Annotated in this window: 13 protein-coding genes and 1 pseudogene; 5 read left to right on the top strand and 9 right to left on the bottom strand. The window is 42.9% G+C overall.

What is annotated here, in order from left to right:
* Nucleotide 1: 1 nt before the first annotated feature.
* From sps_RS09435 to sps_RS09425, 3 genes are all read left to right on the top strand, one after another.
* Nucleotides 2–772 carry a fimbrial biogenesis chaperone gene (locus sps_RS09435; protein ID WP_077752298.1) on the top strand — a complete coding sequence of 257 codons (771 nt, stop codon included), beginning with the start codon at nt 2–4 and terminating at the stop codon, nt 770–772.
* Nucleotide 773: 1 nt separating this feature from the next.
* Complete coding sequence (locus sps_RS09430; protein ID WP_077752297.1) at nt 774–1877, top strand: hypothetical protein; 1104 nt, start codon at nt 774–776, stop codon at nt 1875–1877.
* Nucleotides 1878–1948: 71 nt separating this feature from the next.
* The gene (locus tag sps_RS09425; protein WP_077752296.1) at nt 1949–2953 is read left to right on the top strand and encodes an OmpA family protein; all 1005 of its coding nucleotides are present in this window, start codon (nt 1949–1951) and stop codon (nt 2951–2953) included.
* 86 nt (nt 2954–3039) lie between these two features.
* Here sps_RS09425 and sps_RS09420 read toward each other — a convergent pair whose 3' ends face one another.
* The 6 genes from sps_RS09420 to sps_RS09400 all read right to left on the bottom strand — a co-directional run bounded on the left by sps_RS09420 (nt 3040) and on the right by sps_RS09400 (nt 8912).
* Complete coding sequence (locus sps_RS09420) at nt 3040–4269, bottom strand: glycosyltransferase (protein WP_077752295.1); 1230 nt, start codon at nt 4267–4269, stop codon at nt 3040–3042.
* A gap of 759 nt (nt 4270–5028) precedes the next feature.
* On the bottom strand, nt 5029–6057 hold the full coding sequence (locus tag sps_RS09415; RefSeq protein WP_077752294.1) for a transposase: 1029 nt from the start codon (nt 6055–6057) through the stop codon (nt 5029–5031).
* Between the two features lie 183 nt (nt 6058–6240).
* The gene (locus tag sps_RS28090) at nt 6241–6522 is read right to left on the bottom strand and encodes a hypothetical protein (RefSeq protein WP_149027252.1); all 282 of its coding nucleotides are present in this window, start codon (nt 6520–6522) and stop codon (nt 6241–6243) included.
* Between the two features lie 55 nt (nt 6523–6577).
* Entirely contained in the window at nt 6578–6913 is a 336-nt protein-coding gene (locus tag sps_RS09410) for a DUF2489 domain-containing protein (RefSeq protein ID WP_077752293.1), read from the bottom strand.
* A 102-nt stretch (nt 6914–7015) separates the two neighbouring features.
* Nucleotides 7016–7615 carry an RDD family protein gene (locus sps_RS09405; RefSeq protein WP_077752292.1) on the bottom strand — a complete coding sequence of 200 codons (600 nt, stop codon included), beginning with the start codon at nt 7613–7615 and terminating at the stop codon, nt 7016–7018.
* 571 nt (nt 7616–8186) lie between these two features.
* Nucleotides 8187–8912, bottom strand: a complete 726-nt coding sequence (locus sps_RS09400; RefSeq protein WP_077752291.1) for a TetR/AcrR family transcriptional regulator — start codon at nt 8910–8912, stop codon at nt 8187–8189.
* A 324-nt stretch (nt 8913–9236) separates the two neighbouring features.
* On the opposite strand from sps_RS09400, the gene sps_RS09395 reads away from it, so the two are divergent.
* Together sps_RS09395 and sps_RS09390 are read left to right on the top strand one after the other, a co-directional pair.
* Complete coding sequence (locus sps_RS09395; protein ID WP_218919641.1) at nt 9237–10385, top strand: efflux RND transporter periplasmic adaptor subunit; 1149 nt, start codon at nt 9237–9239, stop codon at nt 10383–10385.
* Nucleotides 10386–10387: 2 nt separating this feature from the next.
* Complete coding sequence (locus sps_RS09390) at nt 10388–13447, top strand: efflux RND transporter permease subunit (protein ID WP_077752290.1); 3060 nt, start codon at nt 10388–10390, stop codon at nt 13445–13447.
* An 886-nt stretch (nt 13448–14333) separates the two neighbouring features.
* Here the strand turns inward: sps_RS09390 and sps_RS09380 are convergent.
* The 3 genes and pseudogenes from sps_RS09380 to sps_RS09370 all read right to left on the bottom strand — a co-directional run bounded on the left by sps_RS09380 (nt 14334) and on the right by sps_RS09370 (nt 17597).
* Nucleotides 14334–15483, bottom strand: a pseudogene (locus sps_RS09380) (sugar diacid recognition domain-containing protein).
* Nucleotides 15484–15662: 179 nt separating this feature from the next.
* Nucleotides 15663–16463 carry a hypothetical protein gene (locus tag sps_RS09375; RefSeq protein ID WP_077752288.1) on the bottom strand — a complete coding sequence of 267 codons (801 nt, stop codon included), beginning with the start codon at nt 16461–16463 and terminating at the stop codon, nt 15663–15665.
* 144 nt (nt 16464–16607) lie between these two features.
* Nucleotides 16608–17597, bottom strand: a complete 990-nt coding sequence (locus tag sps_RS09370) for a sensor domain-containing diguanylate cyclase (protein WP_077752287.1) — start codon at nt 17595–17597, stop codon at nt 16608–16610.
* Nucleotides 17598–17688 lie beyond the last annotated feature (91 nt).

Below are 17688 nucleotides of genomic sequence, written 5' to 3'. Positions count from 1 at the left end.
TATGAATGCTTTTAAAAGTTTATTGTTTATTTGCTTATCCTTATCTGTGTTTGATACTCAGGCGATGGCGATCAGCAGCTTAATGCTAACCAATGCAGACAATCAGGCTGGGGTATTTACCCTAGATAATACTGACGAAATTACCTACTTCCTCCAAACCTCGATGTCCAAAGTTGAGATTGTGGATAATGAAATAATCAAGATCCCCTACACCAGAGAAAACCTCGACTCATGGGGGATCGCGACTAAACCATCGAAACTGGTTATCGAGCCAAATATGGTCAAAGAGATTTTGGTGGAAAGTATTTGTGGTGATAAGTGTGTGACCGATAGAGATCAAGTTTACCAGATCAATATTCAGCCAGTGTCTTACAGCACCGAAGGCAAAGAGCAATCAAAAATCAGTATGTTGTTCGGCTTTTCTCCTTATTACATAGTGCCGGCTAAAGAGAGCAAGGTTGAGTACTTGCTGGCCTATAAAGGCGAGACAATCATGGCGAAAAATAGCGGTAATACCATGATAGATATCGTTATCGACCAGTGCAGTAAAAATAAAGCATCGATTACTAATACTAATACTAGTACTAATAGTAATGGGAAGGGGGGTGATGAAAGTGATAGGGCCCTGTGTAAGGCCAACTTTACCATTCTTGCTGGCCGTACTCGCAATGTGCATGTGCCAAACGATTTACAGCGTGATGAACTCGAAGTGATGGTGCTTAATCATGATGAGTCTTTCAAGGAAGAGATCACCTTAAATCGAGGAGAATAAGATGCATACGCTATCGTTAAAGCCATTTTTAGGTACTCACACTGTTGCTGTACAGAAGTTGTTCGCTATTAGTTGCTTGGCACTATCTTCATTGCTATGTGCCAAGCCTGCCGCAGCGTTCACCATCAACGGTAAGTTGACAGGCGACAAGCTGGAGTGGGCCAATGCCAGCAATGATGGCGAGTTTATTCGTCCTAACTATTGGTTCACCCCTGCTAGGCTACCTGAGACCACTAAGTGGGTACCGGGGACATATACCACACCCACAGATATGAATATTGAACTATCGAGTGGCTCAGACCATGTGTCGATGCCGATAAAAATGAGTGGGGTTAAGTATCAAGTCTCAGGTCAGTTTACTCAGACGCCGTATGCCGATAGCTATTTAGTGTGTGATCAATCAACGATTGCCGGAACCAGTACTGTGCTAAGTACTAGTGGTAGCGGTTTTTGCATTGCAAACCAGAGTATTAATTTCGATAACCCGACGGTTCCTTTTAAACGCTACCAGCCCATAATCAGTTTAGATAAGGGGGAATTAATCGAGCGTATGAAGGGCAAGCCCAAAGGAATATATTCCGGCACGGTTACCGCGGTTATCAGTTATGGCTTTAAGGCGAACATCTCTGAGGCGGTTAAGACCTATCGTAATATCCCCATTACATTTTCGATGCAGATAGCCTATAACCCGAGCGTGATCAGCCGTATCAATGTGCTAGGTAACGGCCATATCACACCGGAATATGACACCTGTAAGCATACCGTGAGTGGTACCACAGGCTTTAAGATCTCGGCGTTGGGTTATTTTCAAAACGGACTTAAATTCAAGCTCATCAGTAAAGATGCCAACGACTATACATTGAAACCAGATATGGGCGGTTCCACCAGTATTCCCTATAGCATTACCTGCCAGGGATGTAGCTCTTCACCTGAGCTGGTTAACAATGGCAGCTTAGTCGATGAAGGCATAGGGCAGATAGATGCCCCTGGCGCCAGCATTATCCCATTTATGCTGAACGTGGGCTTTGAAGATGTGTCAGTTAAAGATGTAGAAGAGAAACGTTATAACGACCATTTTACCGTGATGTTTGAGGTACTGCTGTGAAGCTGAAACGAATGAAACTCAAACGTATAAATCTTAGACTGATAAAACAAAGGCGAATGAATAGTAGAACTATGAGATCCAAGTATTTGAGAGCAAAAACGTTAAAGCAATCACCTGCATTAGTGCTCTTGTCTCTGCTTTCTACTCAAGTGTTGGCTGAAAGCTATTACGGTGAAGGTGATTTTTATTTAGGCGGCAAGTTTGGAGGCGCCTTACTGGACCTCAGGCCACTGGATAGTCAAGAGTCCGGCCAAGATAAACAGAACCCAGTGAATGCGACAACAGGAATAACCTTTGGCTATCACCTCAATAATTATCTAGCCATTGAAGCTGACATGAGTTACTTGGGGCGTTACCGCTCAGAGGGAGCCAATAGCTCAGAAGAAGTTAATCACTCAGAAGAGCTCTTCTCAATTGCGACCTATTTGTCGACTCAGTATCGGCTCTCTGATGATGCGGCCCTTTACTTTAAGCTTGGGCCTGCCTGGGTTAATGAGCTGGTGTCGCTCAGTAGTGGCCTTGGGCTTAAATATCGCATGTCACCCCGTTGGGAGTTAGATACGGGTTATCGTTGGATCCAAGATACGCCAGATTCAGGTGATGATCTTTATGAGTTTACGATTGGAGTGACCTATAAGTTTGGTCTTAAGCATCAAAGTAAGATTGCAGTTGAGATAAATCCTGTAGCAAAGGCTGAGCCTATTCAACCGCCTCTTGCCTCACAGGTGAACATCGATACCAGTGAGTTATTTTCCTTCGATAGCAATCGATTGATTAATATCAAATCATTGGTTAATTTCGTCGATACACTTGCGATCAAAATCTGTGACTTGGAACATATCGCTAGTATCGATATCACGGCTCATACGGATTCAGTCGGAGATAAAAGTTATAACCTCAAGCTTTCTAAGCGGCGCGCTGAAGCGGTGAAAGCCGCATTGATAACCCTTGGTTTACCAGCGAAAATGCTGCATACATCATGGAGTGGTGAGGCATTGCCAGTTGCGACCAATAGTACACCCGAGGGACGTGCTCAGAATCGTCGCGTGGAGATAAGTCTCAAGTTAGCTGAATAGATGATTTAGGTTTATAGATTTAGGCTTATAGATAAAGGGTGATAACACTTATCGGTGTTATCACCCTTGTCTCTCATCACTTCAATTTATTGGCCGTTGGCATTCTTAGCGGCTATCCACTGAGACATATACTTAGTGCTCGCCATGGAATGATGCTTCATCATGGCGCCGGTAAAGTTATTCAGCCTATGCTGGTCAATATTTTCTATTGTATGAGCCAACTTTTCCATCCAATTCTGTCCTAATATCTCACCATCGTATCGCGCCGTTAATAGACTCGAGGCATGGCTTTGAGCCTCTGTCCAGAGCGACTCTTGAGCGTATAAATCCACCGCGGCTTGGGCAAAATCTTGCATATCATCAGTGATGCAACCTGGCCACAGCTCATCTTGAATCATGCCTTCACTGCCAACACTTGTAGTGACGCTTGGGGTTTGCATTATCATGGCATCGAGTAGCTTTCCCTTGATACCGGCACCAAAACGAATGGGTGCTAAGCAGACTCGAGACTGCTCCATTACCTGATAGGCATCTTCCGCCCACCCCTTAATGATAAAGCCAGTTTTGGGGTTATTGAGTGCGGTTGCTTTCGGTGGCGGATAGGAGCCATAGATATGCAGTTCGGCCTGGGGCAGCTGTTTTCTGATTAATGGCCAGATTTTTTGTAGGTATAACACGGCGTCCCAGTTTGGGGCATGACGAAAGTTGCCTATGGTCATAAAGTGCTGACGCTCAGTATAGGTTTTTGTCTGAGACGGGCACTTGTTTAAGTCCACCATAAACGGCAAGTGATGCAAAATACTTGGGTCAATTTTAAACTGGCTTTGTAAAAGCTCCATCTCGAAACTGGAGATGATAAGTGAGATGTCACAACGAAGAATAGCGGCTATTTCACGTTTTGCGATATCGCTGAACAAGTCGGCTTGAGTTAGCGCTCGCTCACCCTTAACGGCTTGATGACGTGCATTACGCAGGCACTGCAGGTCTTCGGTATCGAGTATCTTTAATGCAGTAGGGCAGTTTTTTTCGACGCGCCAACCAAACTGCTCCTCCATCATAAAGCGGTCAAACATGACAATGTCTGGCTGATACTCCAAGATATAAGCATCGAAGCTGTCACAGTTAAGGCTAATGTTTTTACTGCTTATACCTTCTAAGCTTAGGTCTATCATGTGATCTGATGGCTGCGCCGGGGTGGCGAACTCGACCTGCCAACCTTGCTGCCTGTAAAGCCTTAACAGCGACAACATATGTGTACCTGCCGCCGACGAGTTGGGCTCTGGCCACACATAGCCGATCACTAATACTTTCTTCATCATTTCTCACATAATAGGTACTTTAATGGGAGGGTATTGTATACCAGCTGAAGGTTCAAGCTTGTCGGATAACAAGTTGGTTAAATATCTTTTGTGGGTTCATTGGGCTGGTTTTGGTATTTGGTTAGTTTGCTGAGTACCAATACAGTATTGTTATCAAACGCCTGCCCGGCGAGGAATGTGCGAACACTTCTGTGACACGCCATTCAAATCACTTGTCTGATAATAAGTGGGAAGTATCTTTTAAGGTTTCATTGGGCTGAATGAGTATTTGGTTAGCTTACGGAATCATTTTACTTCATGTTTATCTATCACCTGCCGTGTGTGCTGTATAGGGATATACGAATGTCGTGAAGGCATGGATGCCTAAAAGCGACCTTAAGTGCAAACACTTCTGCGACACGCCGCGGCTTTTGATTTCGTAAAAAGTGTCCCTATAGTCTCTGCGACAGCATCCATGCTGTCGAAGGTCACAGCCGCGTTCACACCTGATTATTTACTTCTCCGATTTGGGTTTATTTTCTAGAAGAAGCCTGTGGGAATGTGATTAGCAGTGCTTAATCTCATAACTGGACAAAAGCTTGTTAGAGTAAAAGTACTTACAGTAACCATTTATATCGGGGGTGATGGTAACCAGTCACTTATTCACACTGGTTTTAACAGCTAAGTTTATGGGGACGAGAGGCTTTCTGACTCACTGGTTAAGGATGGAGAATGACCCCACATTATTTAGGTGCGGCTTCAGCCTCGAAGACCTTTCTAAGGCCATGGATGAAGTGCATTACTGCTGGCTTTACCTTTGCTCCATTGACCACAGTGATGCTGTCTTTTGAAGGCACACATAGCATCCCAACGACCACTAATACCACTGTATTGGCGGCGAAACTCTTTTGCTGAGGTAATCCAGGCATCGGATGAGATACCAAGTTCATCAAGTAATTTAGGACGACTTGAGTCGATGAAACCTTTTTTGTCTGGCCTAATGGCTCTGCCAGTCCAATTGATAAGTTGTAAATAATCACAGAAATGAAATGGGACGCCTGATTGAGTCGCTAAATGAGCTGCACCATCAAATTGGGCAAGGGGTTTGAGTCGCTCACTCGAGGTTAGTTCTGATTCATCATTTGGTTTAGTGTCTTTATCAGGTGTATTTAGCTCGTTAATGCGCTCCTGAATAGACGTATAATCAGAAGCTTGAAGTGTGTTAGCAATCCCTGCTCTAATAGGGTTTAAATCAACATACATCATGCAGGCTAATAGTGCTTGTTCATCAAGTAGAGCTTGTGACTTAAAGCGCCCCTCCCAGAAAGCCCCTTTACATCCATCCTCACGATTGGCTCTACGCGCTATCTCTTCATTGAGGCACCTCATAAACCAAGAGATGCTGGATAGACGTTCGTGCCACTCAGCCAATAACCCATCAAGTAGTAAACGCTCCCCCTCGATTAAGGTCTCTCCATTCATATATTTAGTCGCTACATCATGCCCTTTTGTTACCTTACACCATCGACTAATAACCTCATGGTTACTCAATGACTTGGCTTTGTCGGTATCGATTTTAAGGACTAAATGATAGTGATTATTCATCACCGCATAGGCACAAACATCAATACAAAAAATAGCAGATAGAGCCTTAACTTTATCGACAATCCAGCCGCGTCTATGCTCGTAGCTTTTACCTGTGAGTTTATCCTCTCCGCACAAAAAAGCCCTTCTAACACAACGATTTATTATGTGGTAAAACGGAGTCGATTCTGCATCGATAAGGATTCTTCGAGCTGAAGTCATAATCGTTATCCTGAACAAAACTAAGTAGAGGTAACTTAAAGCCTAGTAGGGAATAAGCTAAAGCACAAAAGATATGGCTGTCCCGACTTTTGTCCGACTTTTGTCTCCCGACTTTTGCCTCTGTCCCGACTTTTGCCGGCATTGGTAAGGCTGAATTTGGCAGGTTTTTATATACATAAAAATTTAATCAGAGCTTCCACTGGTACCACTACGGTTTGGAGAGGATTCTACGCCATTACTAATACACGAACCATCAGAAGAACTATGGCTTGTTAATGAACCCAGTTCTCCGAGTCGATAACGCACAAATATTGGACCAAAAAATGGAACTAACCAAGTAAGCAAAAACAAGCCAAACTTTTCACCAAAAAATCTAAACGGGCAACTTAAAACCAATAGCGAAATACAAAAAGCGAGTACGACATGACTAGCTAGAAACCAAATATAAGCTGTTGAAAACTCCAATTTCCCCTCCTTGGTACATAACGTCGCCATCAACTAAATAGCAAACTGGCGATTGTTAAGCACCGAACCGCGCCACTAACGATTTACATTCAGACAAAGATACTTCCTTTGCCCACTTAATTGACTGTTGAATCTCAAGCTCATGCTTCTCTAGCGCCTCTTTAGACCAATACTGCCTAGAAGCACCAATAGGAAGATGATCGACTTCAGAAGCAACTACACTAAACGCAATAAAGTCAGAATCATCTTCTGGTAAGCAACCTTTAAAACGTAATGAAGAAAGCTCAATTACGCCTTCAAGATAATGAACTGAACCATCAATCATGCCTGATGCAATTTCAACAGCTCTCTTTCTATTTTTCTCTATGTACTCTTCGTGACTCATTTTCATAGAATGCTTAACGCCCGCCAACAACCGTGGAGTAGTTGGCGCGATTTGTTGCGGATTTAGCAAGAAATGCGACAGCTAATGGAGTCGGCTTGCCTGACCTTGTTATTTGCTTGTATAGCTAACTTTTGTTTTTGCTATATAGTCATGTAAGCAACGTCTTTGCTTACCGAAAATAAATATTGGATTTATAAAACCTGTAACTAACTGCCCAACAGAAGGGACTAAGCCTATAAGTTGCATAGGTAACATTCGTTTGAAATATATCGTAACTAGGCTGGCTTTTGTTCCATCTAAATTCTCTATACGAATAGACATAATATTTTTTCCAATAGTCTGACCATAGTAATATAGAAGATAACCATGACATAATAATGTGGTTGAGACCCCATATAAAAAAAATGATCCCAGCAATGAAAATGATGGATCTTTAAATGCGTCCAAACCTATATAGTGAAACACCGGGATCATGGTTAACATCCCAATCACCCCATCTATTATGGCCGCCACTAACCGATCTGATTTAGTAGCTTTCTCTCCAATATCTCTCGTATGGTCTATTTCTTCTGGTAGTTCCTTTTTCTTTCGTCGTATCAGTTCATCTATTTCTTTTGCTCTTTCAGGAAACCTTTCACGATTAATAGATTCGGAAGATGAATAAAGATCATCTAAAGTGTACGATGAAAAATCAATTTTTGAATCCATTCTTTGACAACCCCTTGGAATATAACTGCTTATTAAACAGACGCGGCGATAATATTATGATCATATTTGCATTTTAAATATTATTAATGCGTCTTGATAATACTCTCCCCTTACCATAACCTATTGTTTTAAAATGTAAAATGTAAAATGTAAAATGTAAAATGTAAAATATCTAAGGCGCCCATTGTTAAATCTAACTGGTTGGGTGTTTTGGGGAAAGGCTTTCGTTGCAAAGCGTGAAAAAATATGGGGAAGATTGATATGAATCAATTGCTTGAGCAGTTCTCTCTGCTTTTCTTCTTTTCTGCAAAGAGTGAGTGCTGCTAGCTTGTCTTCATCCCTGAATGGCTACTTTCTACCTCTTACTTAAGAAGTTGAGTCTCACCTGCGTTTCCCTAACTGCACACACAATAACCTACTTTTGTTGTGGGTTACAATATACAAGCCGTTATTTTATTGAAAAATATAGCTTTTAGTGAAAGATTTAACCAGAAACAAACAAAAGATATGGTTGTCTCGTCTTCTCTCCTTTATCCTAAAAGGGCTATATAAATTAAGAAAGAATCTAAATCTATCGTAAATCATTTTTGATGAGCACTTGCTCAATTTCAGATAGCTCTTTTCGTGTCACTGGGTATTTCCAAGGGTAGCAATTTGTCATACGGATAGTCGCTCTCATTAATGGGTGACCCAATGTCAGCGGTACATTAACGTTTACCTTAGCTTCATTTATATGAGTCTCATGGGGGTGGTTAAGGATTTGAGGGGAGCCTATATTTACGGCCCAATGCAGCAGCATAAACTCTTCAATCAGAGCTTCTTTTTCTTCCTCTTCACAAAGTAATTCTTCTGAACCTACTGCCTCTCGTAACGCATCTTGAAACTGAAACCTAATTTCTGTAGACACTAAAGATAATTTAGCTAGCCATTTATCAGAGGCTTTGGCTAGCAAGTCTCTACTGCTTATCATCGTAAGAAGCTGATAAGAAAAAGAATAAATATACATTGATTCTTGTGACACAAGATTAATTGCCACGATCTTCGCTGGAAGTGAATATGGTAGAGCAAGAATGAATCGAATAACATTGGATGCTTGACTATCAAGACGTACAGACAGGGCAACCAATACATCTTCTTTAGATTGGATGTGCTTATAAACTGAGCCCATTGATAAACCAGCTTTTTTAGCAATCGCCGACATCTTAAAATCGATCAACGAAGTATCGAGAATACATTGTGCAGCAGCATCTAATATTAGCTTCTCTTGTTCAGCGATAGTGTGTTTAGGGGCTGGCATAGTGGACCTTCATTCGAATAATATTCGGGTGAATGCTAATAAATCTCCCTACCTGAGTCAATCTTTATGGATAAGCTGCTATGAATACGAAAAGGTTGTCAATGAATATAATTTCAACACAAGTATGCCGTCTTAAAGTAATTGATATTTAAAGAGTAAAGTTACCTTCCAGCTCTCACCATTGCTTGAAACTTAAACCTTTCAGTTTGACAAAAAATTCCAACAATTCATAATTCGAATGTGGTTCGAATGTGGTTCGAATGTGGTTCGAATGTGGTTCTAATGTGGTTCGAATGCGGTTATTTAAACTTTTGTGGTGATTATATGAAAAAGAAAAGGTCTTCATTCGTAGGTTGGCTATGGGTGCTATCAAGCTTAGCCTTGATTATAGGTGGTTTAGGGTATTACAAATACAATCAAATAAAAGTCGCAATAGATATAGCGTCCTCCTTCCCTGAGCACTACGAAGTCGTCGATGCCACCTACGTAAAAGTTTCGGAGCATACACCGACTGTCAGCGTACTTGGCAGTGCGGCATCGCCACTGCAATCTAATTTATCACTGGAGCTGTCGGGGAAAGTTGCCTCTGTTGGTTTCCAAGCTGGTGGAAAGGCTAATGGAGGAGATCTATTATTTCAGGTCGATATTTCTGAAGAACGCGCGAGAATAAAATCGGCACAAGCACGCAAAAAACATGCTCAATCAGTACTTCAACGTTATCTAACTTTGCTAGAAAAAAAATCGATTAGCCAAGAGCAATATGATCAAGCTTACGCTGACCTTATCGTGATTGAATCTGAAATTGAGGTACTACAAGTCACAATCAAACAAAAGACCGTTATTGCGCCATTTGATGGGGTAATAGGGCTTCATGATATCAAGTTAGGCGACTATGTCTCTGCTAACCAAGTACTTTCAACGTTTATTGGAGACAGTGATAAAGTCTGGGTAGATTTTAGTGTTCCACAATTCTACCCAGAGCTCGACATAAGCTCTCAGATACGAGTAAGAAACATTGATTCTCTTGGTACATCGTCTTTCCAGCAGGCAACAGTCATAGCAAAAGACACACAAATATCGGAGACAACTCGTAGCCTGAGATATCGCGCAGAGATTAGCCGAACCCTCGCCCCCTACACACCAAACATGCCATTGGAAGTGCTCATTCCGATAAGTGAGAACAAGACGGTATATCAAGTCCCTGTTATTTCAGTTAATCAGGATCTTTATGGCTCATATGTCATGAAGCTAATCGCACTCGACAGTGAGCCCGGAGCTTACCGGGCAAAACGCGTTCCCGTACAGGTTATCTCAGAGATTAATGGATCGAAACTAATCACTGAAGGCGTTCATGAAGGTGAGAAAATTGCGGCGGCTGGCGCATTCAAACTTTATGAAGGCTTGTTGGTTCGCTCAAGGGAAGGAGCTTTACCACAAGAGCCGCCTCTCGTTGCAGCTATTGTTGGAGAATAACAGTGGATATCTTTGTTAAAAAGCCAGTTATAGCAATCGTCATTTCTTTGATCATTATCATTGCCGGTTTGATGGCATCGCAACGACTATCGATTTCGCAGTTCCCCCAGATCGAAAGTTCGTCTCTTATCATCACCACTGAGTATGTTGGTGTCTCTGCTGATGTCGTAAAAGGTTTCGTTACAGAACCAATCGAAAGAGTTGCAATGAGTGTTCCGGGCGTCGACTACGTCGATTCATCAACAACAGCAGGGCTGAGTAAGGTAACGGTATGGCTCAAGCTCAACGAAAATAGCACCAATGCGCTTGCTGAACTCAACTCACGCCTTAGCCAGATCTCTTATGAACTGCCAGATGGCGTGCAAGACCCAAGCGTTTCTGTTACCCGTGTCGATAGGCCAGGAGCCACTTTTTATCTGAATGTTTCTAGCACTACAATGGACAGATCAGAGCTCACCGACTTTTTAGAACGCGACGTAACACCTTGGTTTGCGTCTGTGCCTGGCGTTCAAAGTGCGGATGTACTTGGTGGACGCAAGCCGGCTATGCGTGTATGGCTCGATCCTCTGAAAATGGCAAGCTTGAATATTGGTGCCGATCAAGTTCATCAGGCTTTAATCGATAACAATGTTATCGCTTCTTTAGGTCATGTAGAAAGCGCGAGCCAAAACATAAGTATCATGAGTAATGCACTGTACCAAAGCGCCGATGATTTTCGCCAAATGATCGTGAAAAAGAGTGGTGATACTTTTATTTACCTTAGCGATTTCGCTCGTATAGAGCTTGGAGAGGATCGCGGTACCGACTCTGCACGCCTAAATCTTAGTGAGTCGGTTTTTATCGGCATCGTAACGTCACCGGGTTCGAACGAAATTTCAATTGGTGATGCATTATACGAGCAACTTGTGGTCACTAATTCACGCTTACCAGAAGGAACAAGTATTACCATTGGCTATGATGGCACTCAATATATGCGAGATGCACTCAAAGAAATTTTCACCACTCTTGTCGAAACTGTATTGCTGGTAGGCGTAGTGATTCTGTTGCTAATGGGATCATTTCGAACGGCGTTGGTGCCTTTGGTGACTATTCCTATTTCAATTTTAGGCAGTATCGCAGCGATGCTACTAGCGGGTTTCTCACTTAATTTACTGACCATTTTGGCAATCGTCTTATCTGTAGGACTGGTTGTCGATGATGCGATTGTCGTCGTAGAAAATGTCGCACGTCATATGCGAAATGGTAAAGGCCGAATTGAAGCTGCATTAATAAGCTCAAGAGAGCTGCTGCGCCCTATTTTCTCTATGACAATCACCTTGGCTTTAGTATTTGTCCCCATTGGTTTTGTCGGCGGTTTGTCTGGGGCTCTATTTAAAGAGTTCGCGTTTACGTTAGCCATTGCTGTTCTTGTTTCCGGTATCGTTGCTATTACTTTATCGCCAATCATGAGTGCCTACGTCTCTCAAGAAAAGGGGAAAGAAAGTCGCCTAACGCACAAGGTCAACCTGATATTCGATCGGTTGTCAGCGCGTTATGAGAGTGGACTATATCGTGTTTTCTCTCATGACCGAGCCCTATTGACTGGAGCATTTGTTCTTTCGCTTTTGATCGTTCCTTTCTATCTATTTTCACAGCAAGAGCTTGCGCCTGTTGAAGACCAAAGTTCGCTATTTGTTATTTCTGAAGCCCCTTCAGGTGGTTCTTTAGACTATAGCAATCAATTTATGCAAAAGGCGGTCAGCTCTATTGAGAAAATGGAAGGCATAGACATGGTATGGCAGACCCTTACTGAGTCAGGCGGCTTCAGTGGCATTAACTTCGTTCCATACGACCAACGCTCATACTCAACCTCAGATGTTGTACAAAATATTTATTTTGCACTCAAAGAAATCACTGGCTTGAGAGTTTACCCAACGTCACCGATGCCACTGCCGACGGCTGGGCAATTTGATGTAGAAATGGTCATTCAATCGCAAGATAGTCACAGCGATATGCTTAGGTATTCATATGCACTGCTAGAGGCCGCGCAAAAAAGTGGCAAATTCATGTTTGTTGATACGGACCTGAAGCTAGATATGCCTCATGCACGACTCGAGTTTGACAGTACAAAAATGATGGACTTGGGGTTAACAACCAAAGCGGTAACAGACCAAATATCATTGATGGTGTCAGAGCAAGACGTGACACGTTTTGATAGTGATGGTAGGGCCTATCGTGTGATCCCCATGATTGAGGAGCAACAGCTAGATAGCAGTGAAACATTACTCACCCTACAAATAAAAACACCGAATGGCGATTTTGTACCCTTAAGTAGCATCGCAAACTTAGAGCAAACTGCTAGCGTACGCAGCGCGAACCGATTCAATCAACTTAACTCGTTTCGTGTTTTAGGTGGATTGGTGCCAGGGACAACACCTGATCAAGCGCTGAGTATTCTGGAACAAAAGGCAGAGGAGATATTACCGCCAGGATACCAAGTGAATTATGCGGGAAGCTCTCGTCAACTACGCCAAGAAGGAAACAGTTTATTCTCTGTGCTTGCCATCTCTTTATTCATGGTTTATATGGTTCTAGCTATACAGTTCAACAGCTTTCGTTCGCCATTAGTGGTATTACTCGGATCCGTACCTTTGGCTCTTGCTAGCGGTATGTCGTTTTCGTTTCTTGGTATGACAACGATGAATATCTACGCCCAAATCGGTTTTATTACTCTCGTGGGCTTAGTCGCTAAAAATGGAATACTAATTACAGAGTTTGCGAATGAGCTTCAACAAAAAGGGTATCGAAAATTGGACGCTGTCGTATATAGCGCAAAGTTAAGGTTACGACCTATTTTGATGACAACAGCTGCGACAGTACTTGGTCACTTTCCTTTAGTTTTAGTGACCGGACCAGGCGCAGAAGCCAGGAATAGTATCGGTATTATTTTGGTAGCAGGCATGTTTATCGGCACAATCTTTACCCTATTTGTGTTACCGGCAGTCTATTTGGCTCTAGCAGAAAATCTTAATAAATCTACAGATGCCTCGTTTGATGAGAGGCAAGCCGTGTTAACTAAGTAAACATTGAAAATGGTGAGTGTAGTAACTCACCATTTCAAGAAACAAAGGGGTCGTATCGAATTAGGTAGGCCTCACGATTCAAGATTGTTTACAGGGAAGTTAAATAAATAACCTTCTTTTGAATAACCCCGTGTAGATACGGCTGCGAGCTTCCAAAACATGGCCAAAAATGTTCCCTACATTTTCTGGCATTCCCCACATCCATGTGGGTCAGATGTTTTGGCTGAGCCCACAGGGCCAATTTTGTTCCATACAAAATTTGGCATTTCCTCCATCCCTGGAGGTCAGAAGTGCTTGCGGCGTTTCGCAGAACTTTCTCAAAACCAGAGTACATAAAAGCCCGCTGCAAGCGATAAGTAGCTATGAAGGTACGACCTTCAAACACACTACCCAACAACAGCTGGTCGAAAATGTTCCAGACATCATTCGACATTTTCTCCATCCATGGAGGTCAGATTCCGGCCCAAAAGAGCTACCGGAATGACGATTATACAAACAACAAGAAAATGCAATAAGCCTTCATTCGAAGGCTAGCTAACTTTCGGCAAAAGCAATTCACCACGGAGTACACAGAGGACACGAAGAAGAGCATAAAAAGCTCAATCGAAGAGAGAAAATAACTCAGTGCAGATGCGGCTGCGAGCTTCCAAAACAGGGATGTTTTGGTAGAGCCCACATGGATGTGTTCACGGCGTCTCGCAGAAGTAGCTGTACATTCCTCGCCGGACAGGCGTTAGGTTAAATTGAAGGTACGACGTTCAAACATACTGCCCAACATACAAGACTGGATTCCGGCTCAAAAGCTCTACCGGAATGACGAGAAGGAACAAGCAAAACAAAATGAACCAAAGTAAAAATGTAATCAGCCTTCATTCGAAGGCCAAACTCATTGTTTGTTTAATACCAACCCTAGATATAGCTGAAGTAGGCCATCGAGTGTTTGAATATCGACACCAGTCAGTTGTTGGATCTTATCCAGGCGATATCTTAAGGTATTTCTATGGATAAAGAGTTCATTAGCACACTGCTGTAGATCACCGAAGTGTTGCAGGTAAGCGGTTAAGGTCTTACTGAGTTGACCATTCTTGTCCCCATTAACGAGCGTCTGATAGGGTGTTGTTAGTTCTTGTCCCCGCCAGTCTCCCTTGAGTCCGGAGAGTAATACAAGTAGCGAGAAGTCTTCATAGAGATATTTACTTTCAGCGGGTCTGAGCTGTTGACCTAGGGCTAAGGTTTCTCTAGCTGTGGTGTAGGAGCGACTGAATATCGGCAGGGCTGGGGAAAAAGTGGCCTAGTGCAATCTTTAATCGGGCATTAAGTTCTTCGGGGATACGGGTGAGAAGCTGATCGATACGTTGACTCTCAAGGTGTGGATCCCATTTGTTGCCATCCAAAAACGCGGGTTTTAAGATAACCAATTCAGTCATAGAGGTCATGGCGACTAAGTTACCACGTGAGGGGGTTTCCAGTAGGTTGAGCACTTTTTTCAGCAGCGAGTTTGCCGAGGTTTGTTCTTCATCCCCTTGGACTTTAATTACTGCGACGACACGAGGGGCGTCTATTTCGATATTGAGCTGCAGTGCCCAGTCTTTGAGCTGAGGTGAAAACTCAGCGTCTGATTTAATCAGCTGTAGAATAAATTCTTCTTTCTGGCGATATTGCCATTGAGCCTGTTCTATGGAGTTGGCTTGCTCGACTATCATTTCGGCGGTCATTTTTAATAACTCGCCGTAATTGTGCAAGGTTTCAGGCTCACCTGTGATGCCGATGACGCCAATGATCTCACCTTTATAGTGCAGGGGTAAGTTAATACCGGCTTTTACCCCATGAAGATTGGCTGCTGCGGCTGAATTTATCTCCACTGTGCGGTTTTGACTTATGGCTAACAGGGCTCCCTCATGAGTCGAGCCAATACGATGGGGATCGCCAGAGCCTAAAATCACGCCGCGATTATTCATCACATTGATGTTATGGCCAATAATCTTCATTGTGCGTTCAACGATCTGTTGGGCTAGGCTAGGATCTAGAAAATACACATTGAGCGTCTCGAAGGGGTTTTCATTAGCTTAAGGTATTTTGGCTGGGCTAACTATGAGAGATGGCAAACTTTTATGGTGATACTCTTGTTTATCGATCTTATTTACAACTCTTGTTTGTCCAAAGACTGGGGGCAAACAAGAGCAGGGGCTTTTATGGCTCGATGGTATAAATAACGCTATTCGGAATAGTGATTTATTTGCCAGCTAGATGTTGTTCCAGGTTTAGCGACCAATACACTGAGAGTGTCATTCGACTCTTGTGTGATAACGGCCTGTAGCAGGTAGCCACTGGTATTGCTGTAATTCGGGGTTGTGCCAGCTGGCACCGCGAAGATATTGACCTCTGCCAGACTTTGATCATATTCGATAGCTGTCGATATTTGATTAAAGGCCAAGTTGAGGGCGATAGCGGTTTGAGCATCAGCATTATAGATATCGAGACTGCGGCTATCTAAGGCGTTAGCGTGAAACAAGCGATAACTCGTTTGTTCACCTTCCAGCTTGTTGACACGGATAAGCGACACCGCTTGAGATGAAGGTTTCTCACCTGTAGCAAGTAGGAATAAGCCTTGTTGAGTATTGCTATAAGTCATGGTGTTTGAGCTGAGCAAAGACTGATTATTGAGTGAGTCTTTTACTGTGAAGCTTAAATTAGCTTGAGTTAGGCCAGTCCAGCCAAAGTTAGATGTTCTTTGTTGCTCTAAATAATCGATATTGGTGGCTATTTCAACTTCATCTATGCCCACATGCTCGTAGAAGAGGTCGACTTTAGTGGCAAGTTGAGTATTCGTACTGGGGATGAGGTTAATAAAATCAGCTGTAAATTGGTGGGTGTTTGAACTGCCAGAAGCACCATTAGTCTCTTCGCTGGAGTTTGCGCCGCCACCGCCACATGCTGTGAGCATGCCCACTGATAATAGGGTAAATAAAAAAGGTAAGTGAAATAGTGCGGAGCGAGAAGCTACTGCTGAGGCCATAAATTTAGGTTCCGTCTAAACTAATCCATTTTGATGTGATTTTATATGTGTTACAGGTATGACATCAAGGTATATATATTGTTGGACCTAATATTTATCGCATTTATTGATTAAGTCACTATCGTGAGGCAGCTTCCTCTCGGGTTACGTCTGAGATTTCTTGGCAAGCTTATGTTGATACATGTACTCGTCGGCTGTTTTTAACAGTGATTCGAGATCGGTATTTTCACCTGGTTTGAGTACTGCATAACCGAAAGAGTACTTTATCTCGGCCTTTATGGAGCAAGCCGATAAGTGCTCCGCCATTCTATGATTGAATAGCTCGACACAGTGCTCGTTTTCAGCATGGATCAACACCAGAAACTCATCGCCGCCCCATCTGGCGACTAAGTCACAACTCCGACTGTTCACTTTCAGTGTTTTTGCGAAGACCTTTAAGATGTCATCTCCAATTTCATGGCCAAAAATGTCGTTGGCTTCTTTGAAATGATCTAGATCGAAATACAACAAGATAAGCTGCCTGTTGAGCCTCTGGGCTAGGTCTTGAGTGCTAAGAAGTAAGTCTTCAAAGCCACGTCTATTATAGATTTGCGTTAATGGATCTGTGTAGCTGAGTGTGAGCAGTTGATTCTCTTTATACAGATGACGAAGGTCACTGTCGATCACCTCTTTTATCACTCCGAGAGCATTGATATAGGTTTCAGGGTAATCGGTGACCTTAGTGTCCAGTACACAAAGCGTGCCGAAAATGCTGCCATCGGGCCATGAGATTGGTAGGCCTAAATAGGACACATAGTTGTCTTCGGTATATTCGGGATTATTGCACCATTGGGGATCGAGTTTGGCATCTTTAACGTACAGCTCGCTTGAGTTCTCAACTACGTGATGACAATAGATATTAGTGTCTAAATCGATACTGCCGGGCTGGTAATGGGTTTCGGGTTTTTCTGACGCTATGATGACTTCGATGCCTTTGAGATTCGCTTGATTAATAAAGGTGGCAGGGGCATTAAACATGTCGGCGACAGTATTGACCAAACGTTGCCATCGGTACCAATCAATCTCTTCAATTTCCAGTTCTAAAATTGAAGTATAGGGGTATGGAGTTGGAATGGTTTTGACATGCTGACTCACAATAGCCTCTGCTCCGTGTCATTTTTATTAAGTTTAGCAAGTACAGATTATTTTGCGGGCTGCGGGGTAAGAATATTAAATAAAATGGCGT

Origin of the sequence: Shewanella psychrophila, from assembly GCF_002005305.1 — a bacterium.
GTDB classification, from domain to species: domain Bacteria; phylum Pseudomonadota; class Gammaproteobacteria; order Enterobacterales; family Shewanellaceae; genus Shewanella; species Shewanella psychrophila.
Note: the sequence above shows the minus strand (reverse complement) of the source record. Positions and strands in the feature narration are given on the sequence as shown.

Excerpts from the sequence above, each read along its gene's own strand:
- sps_RS09395 (WP_218919641.1), top strand. The coding sequence starts at position 9,237 with ATGAAAAAGAAAAGGTCTTCATTCGTAGGTTGGCTATGGGTGCTATCA.
- sps_RS09375 (WP_077752288.1), bottom strand. The coding sequence starts at position 16,463 with ATGGCCTCAGCAGTAGCTTCTCGCTCCGCACTATTTCACTTACCTTTT.
- sps_RS09430 (WP_077752297.1), top strand. The coding sequence starts at position 774 with ATGCATACGCTATCGTTAAAGCCATTTTTAGGTACTCACACTGTTGCT.
- sps_RS09415 (WP_077752294.1), bottom strand. The coding sequence starts at position 6,057 with ATGACTTCAGCTCGAAGAATCCTTATCGATGCAGAATCGACTCCGTTT.
- sps_RS09405 (WP_077752292.1), bottom strand. The coding sequence starts at position 7,615 with ATGGATTCAAAAATTGATTTTTCATCGTACACTTTAGATGATCTTTAT.
- sps_RS09420 (WP_077752295.1), bottom strand. The coding sequence starts at position 4,269 with ATGAAGAAAGTATTAGTGATCGGCTATGTGTGGCCAGAGCCCAACTCG.
- sps_RS09400 (WP_077752291.1), bottom strand. The coding sequence starts at position 8,912 with ATGCCAGCCCCTAAACACACTATCGCTGAACAAGAGAAGCTAATATTA.
- sps_RS09425 (WP_077752296.1), top strand. The coding sequence starts at position 1,949 with ATGAGATCCAAGTATTTGAGAGCAAAAACGTTAAAGCAATCACCTGCA.
- sps_RS09435 (WP_077752298.1), top strand. The coding sequence starts at position 2 with ATGAATGCTTTTAAAAGTTTATTGTTTATTTGCTTATCCTTATCTGTG.
- sps_RS09410 (WP_077752293.1), bottom strand. The coding sequence starts at position 6,913 with ATGAAAATGAGTCACGAAGAGTACATAGAGAAAAATAGAAAGAGAGCT.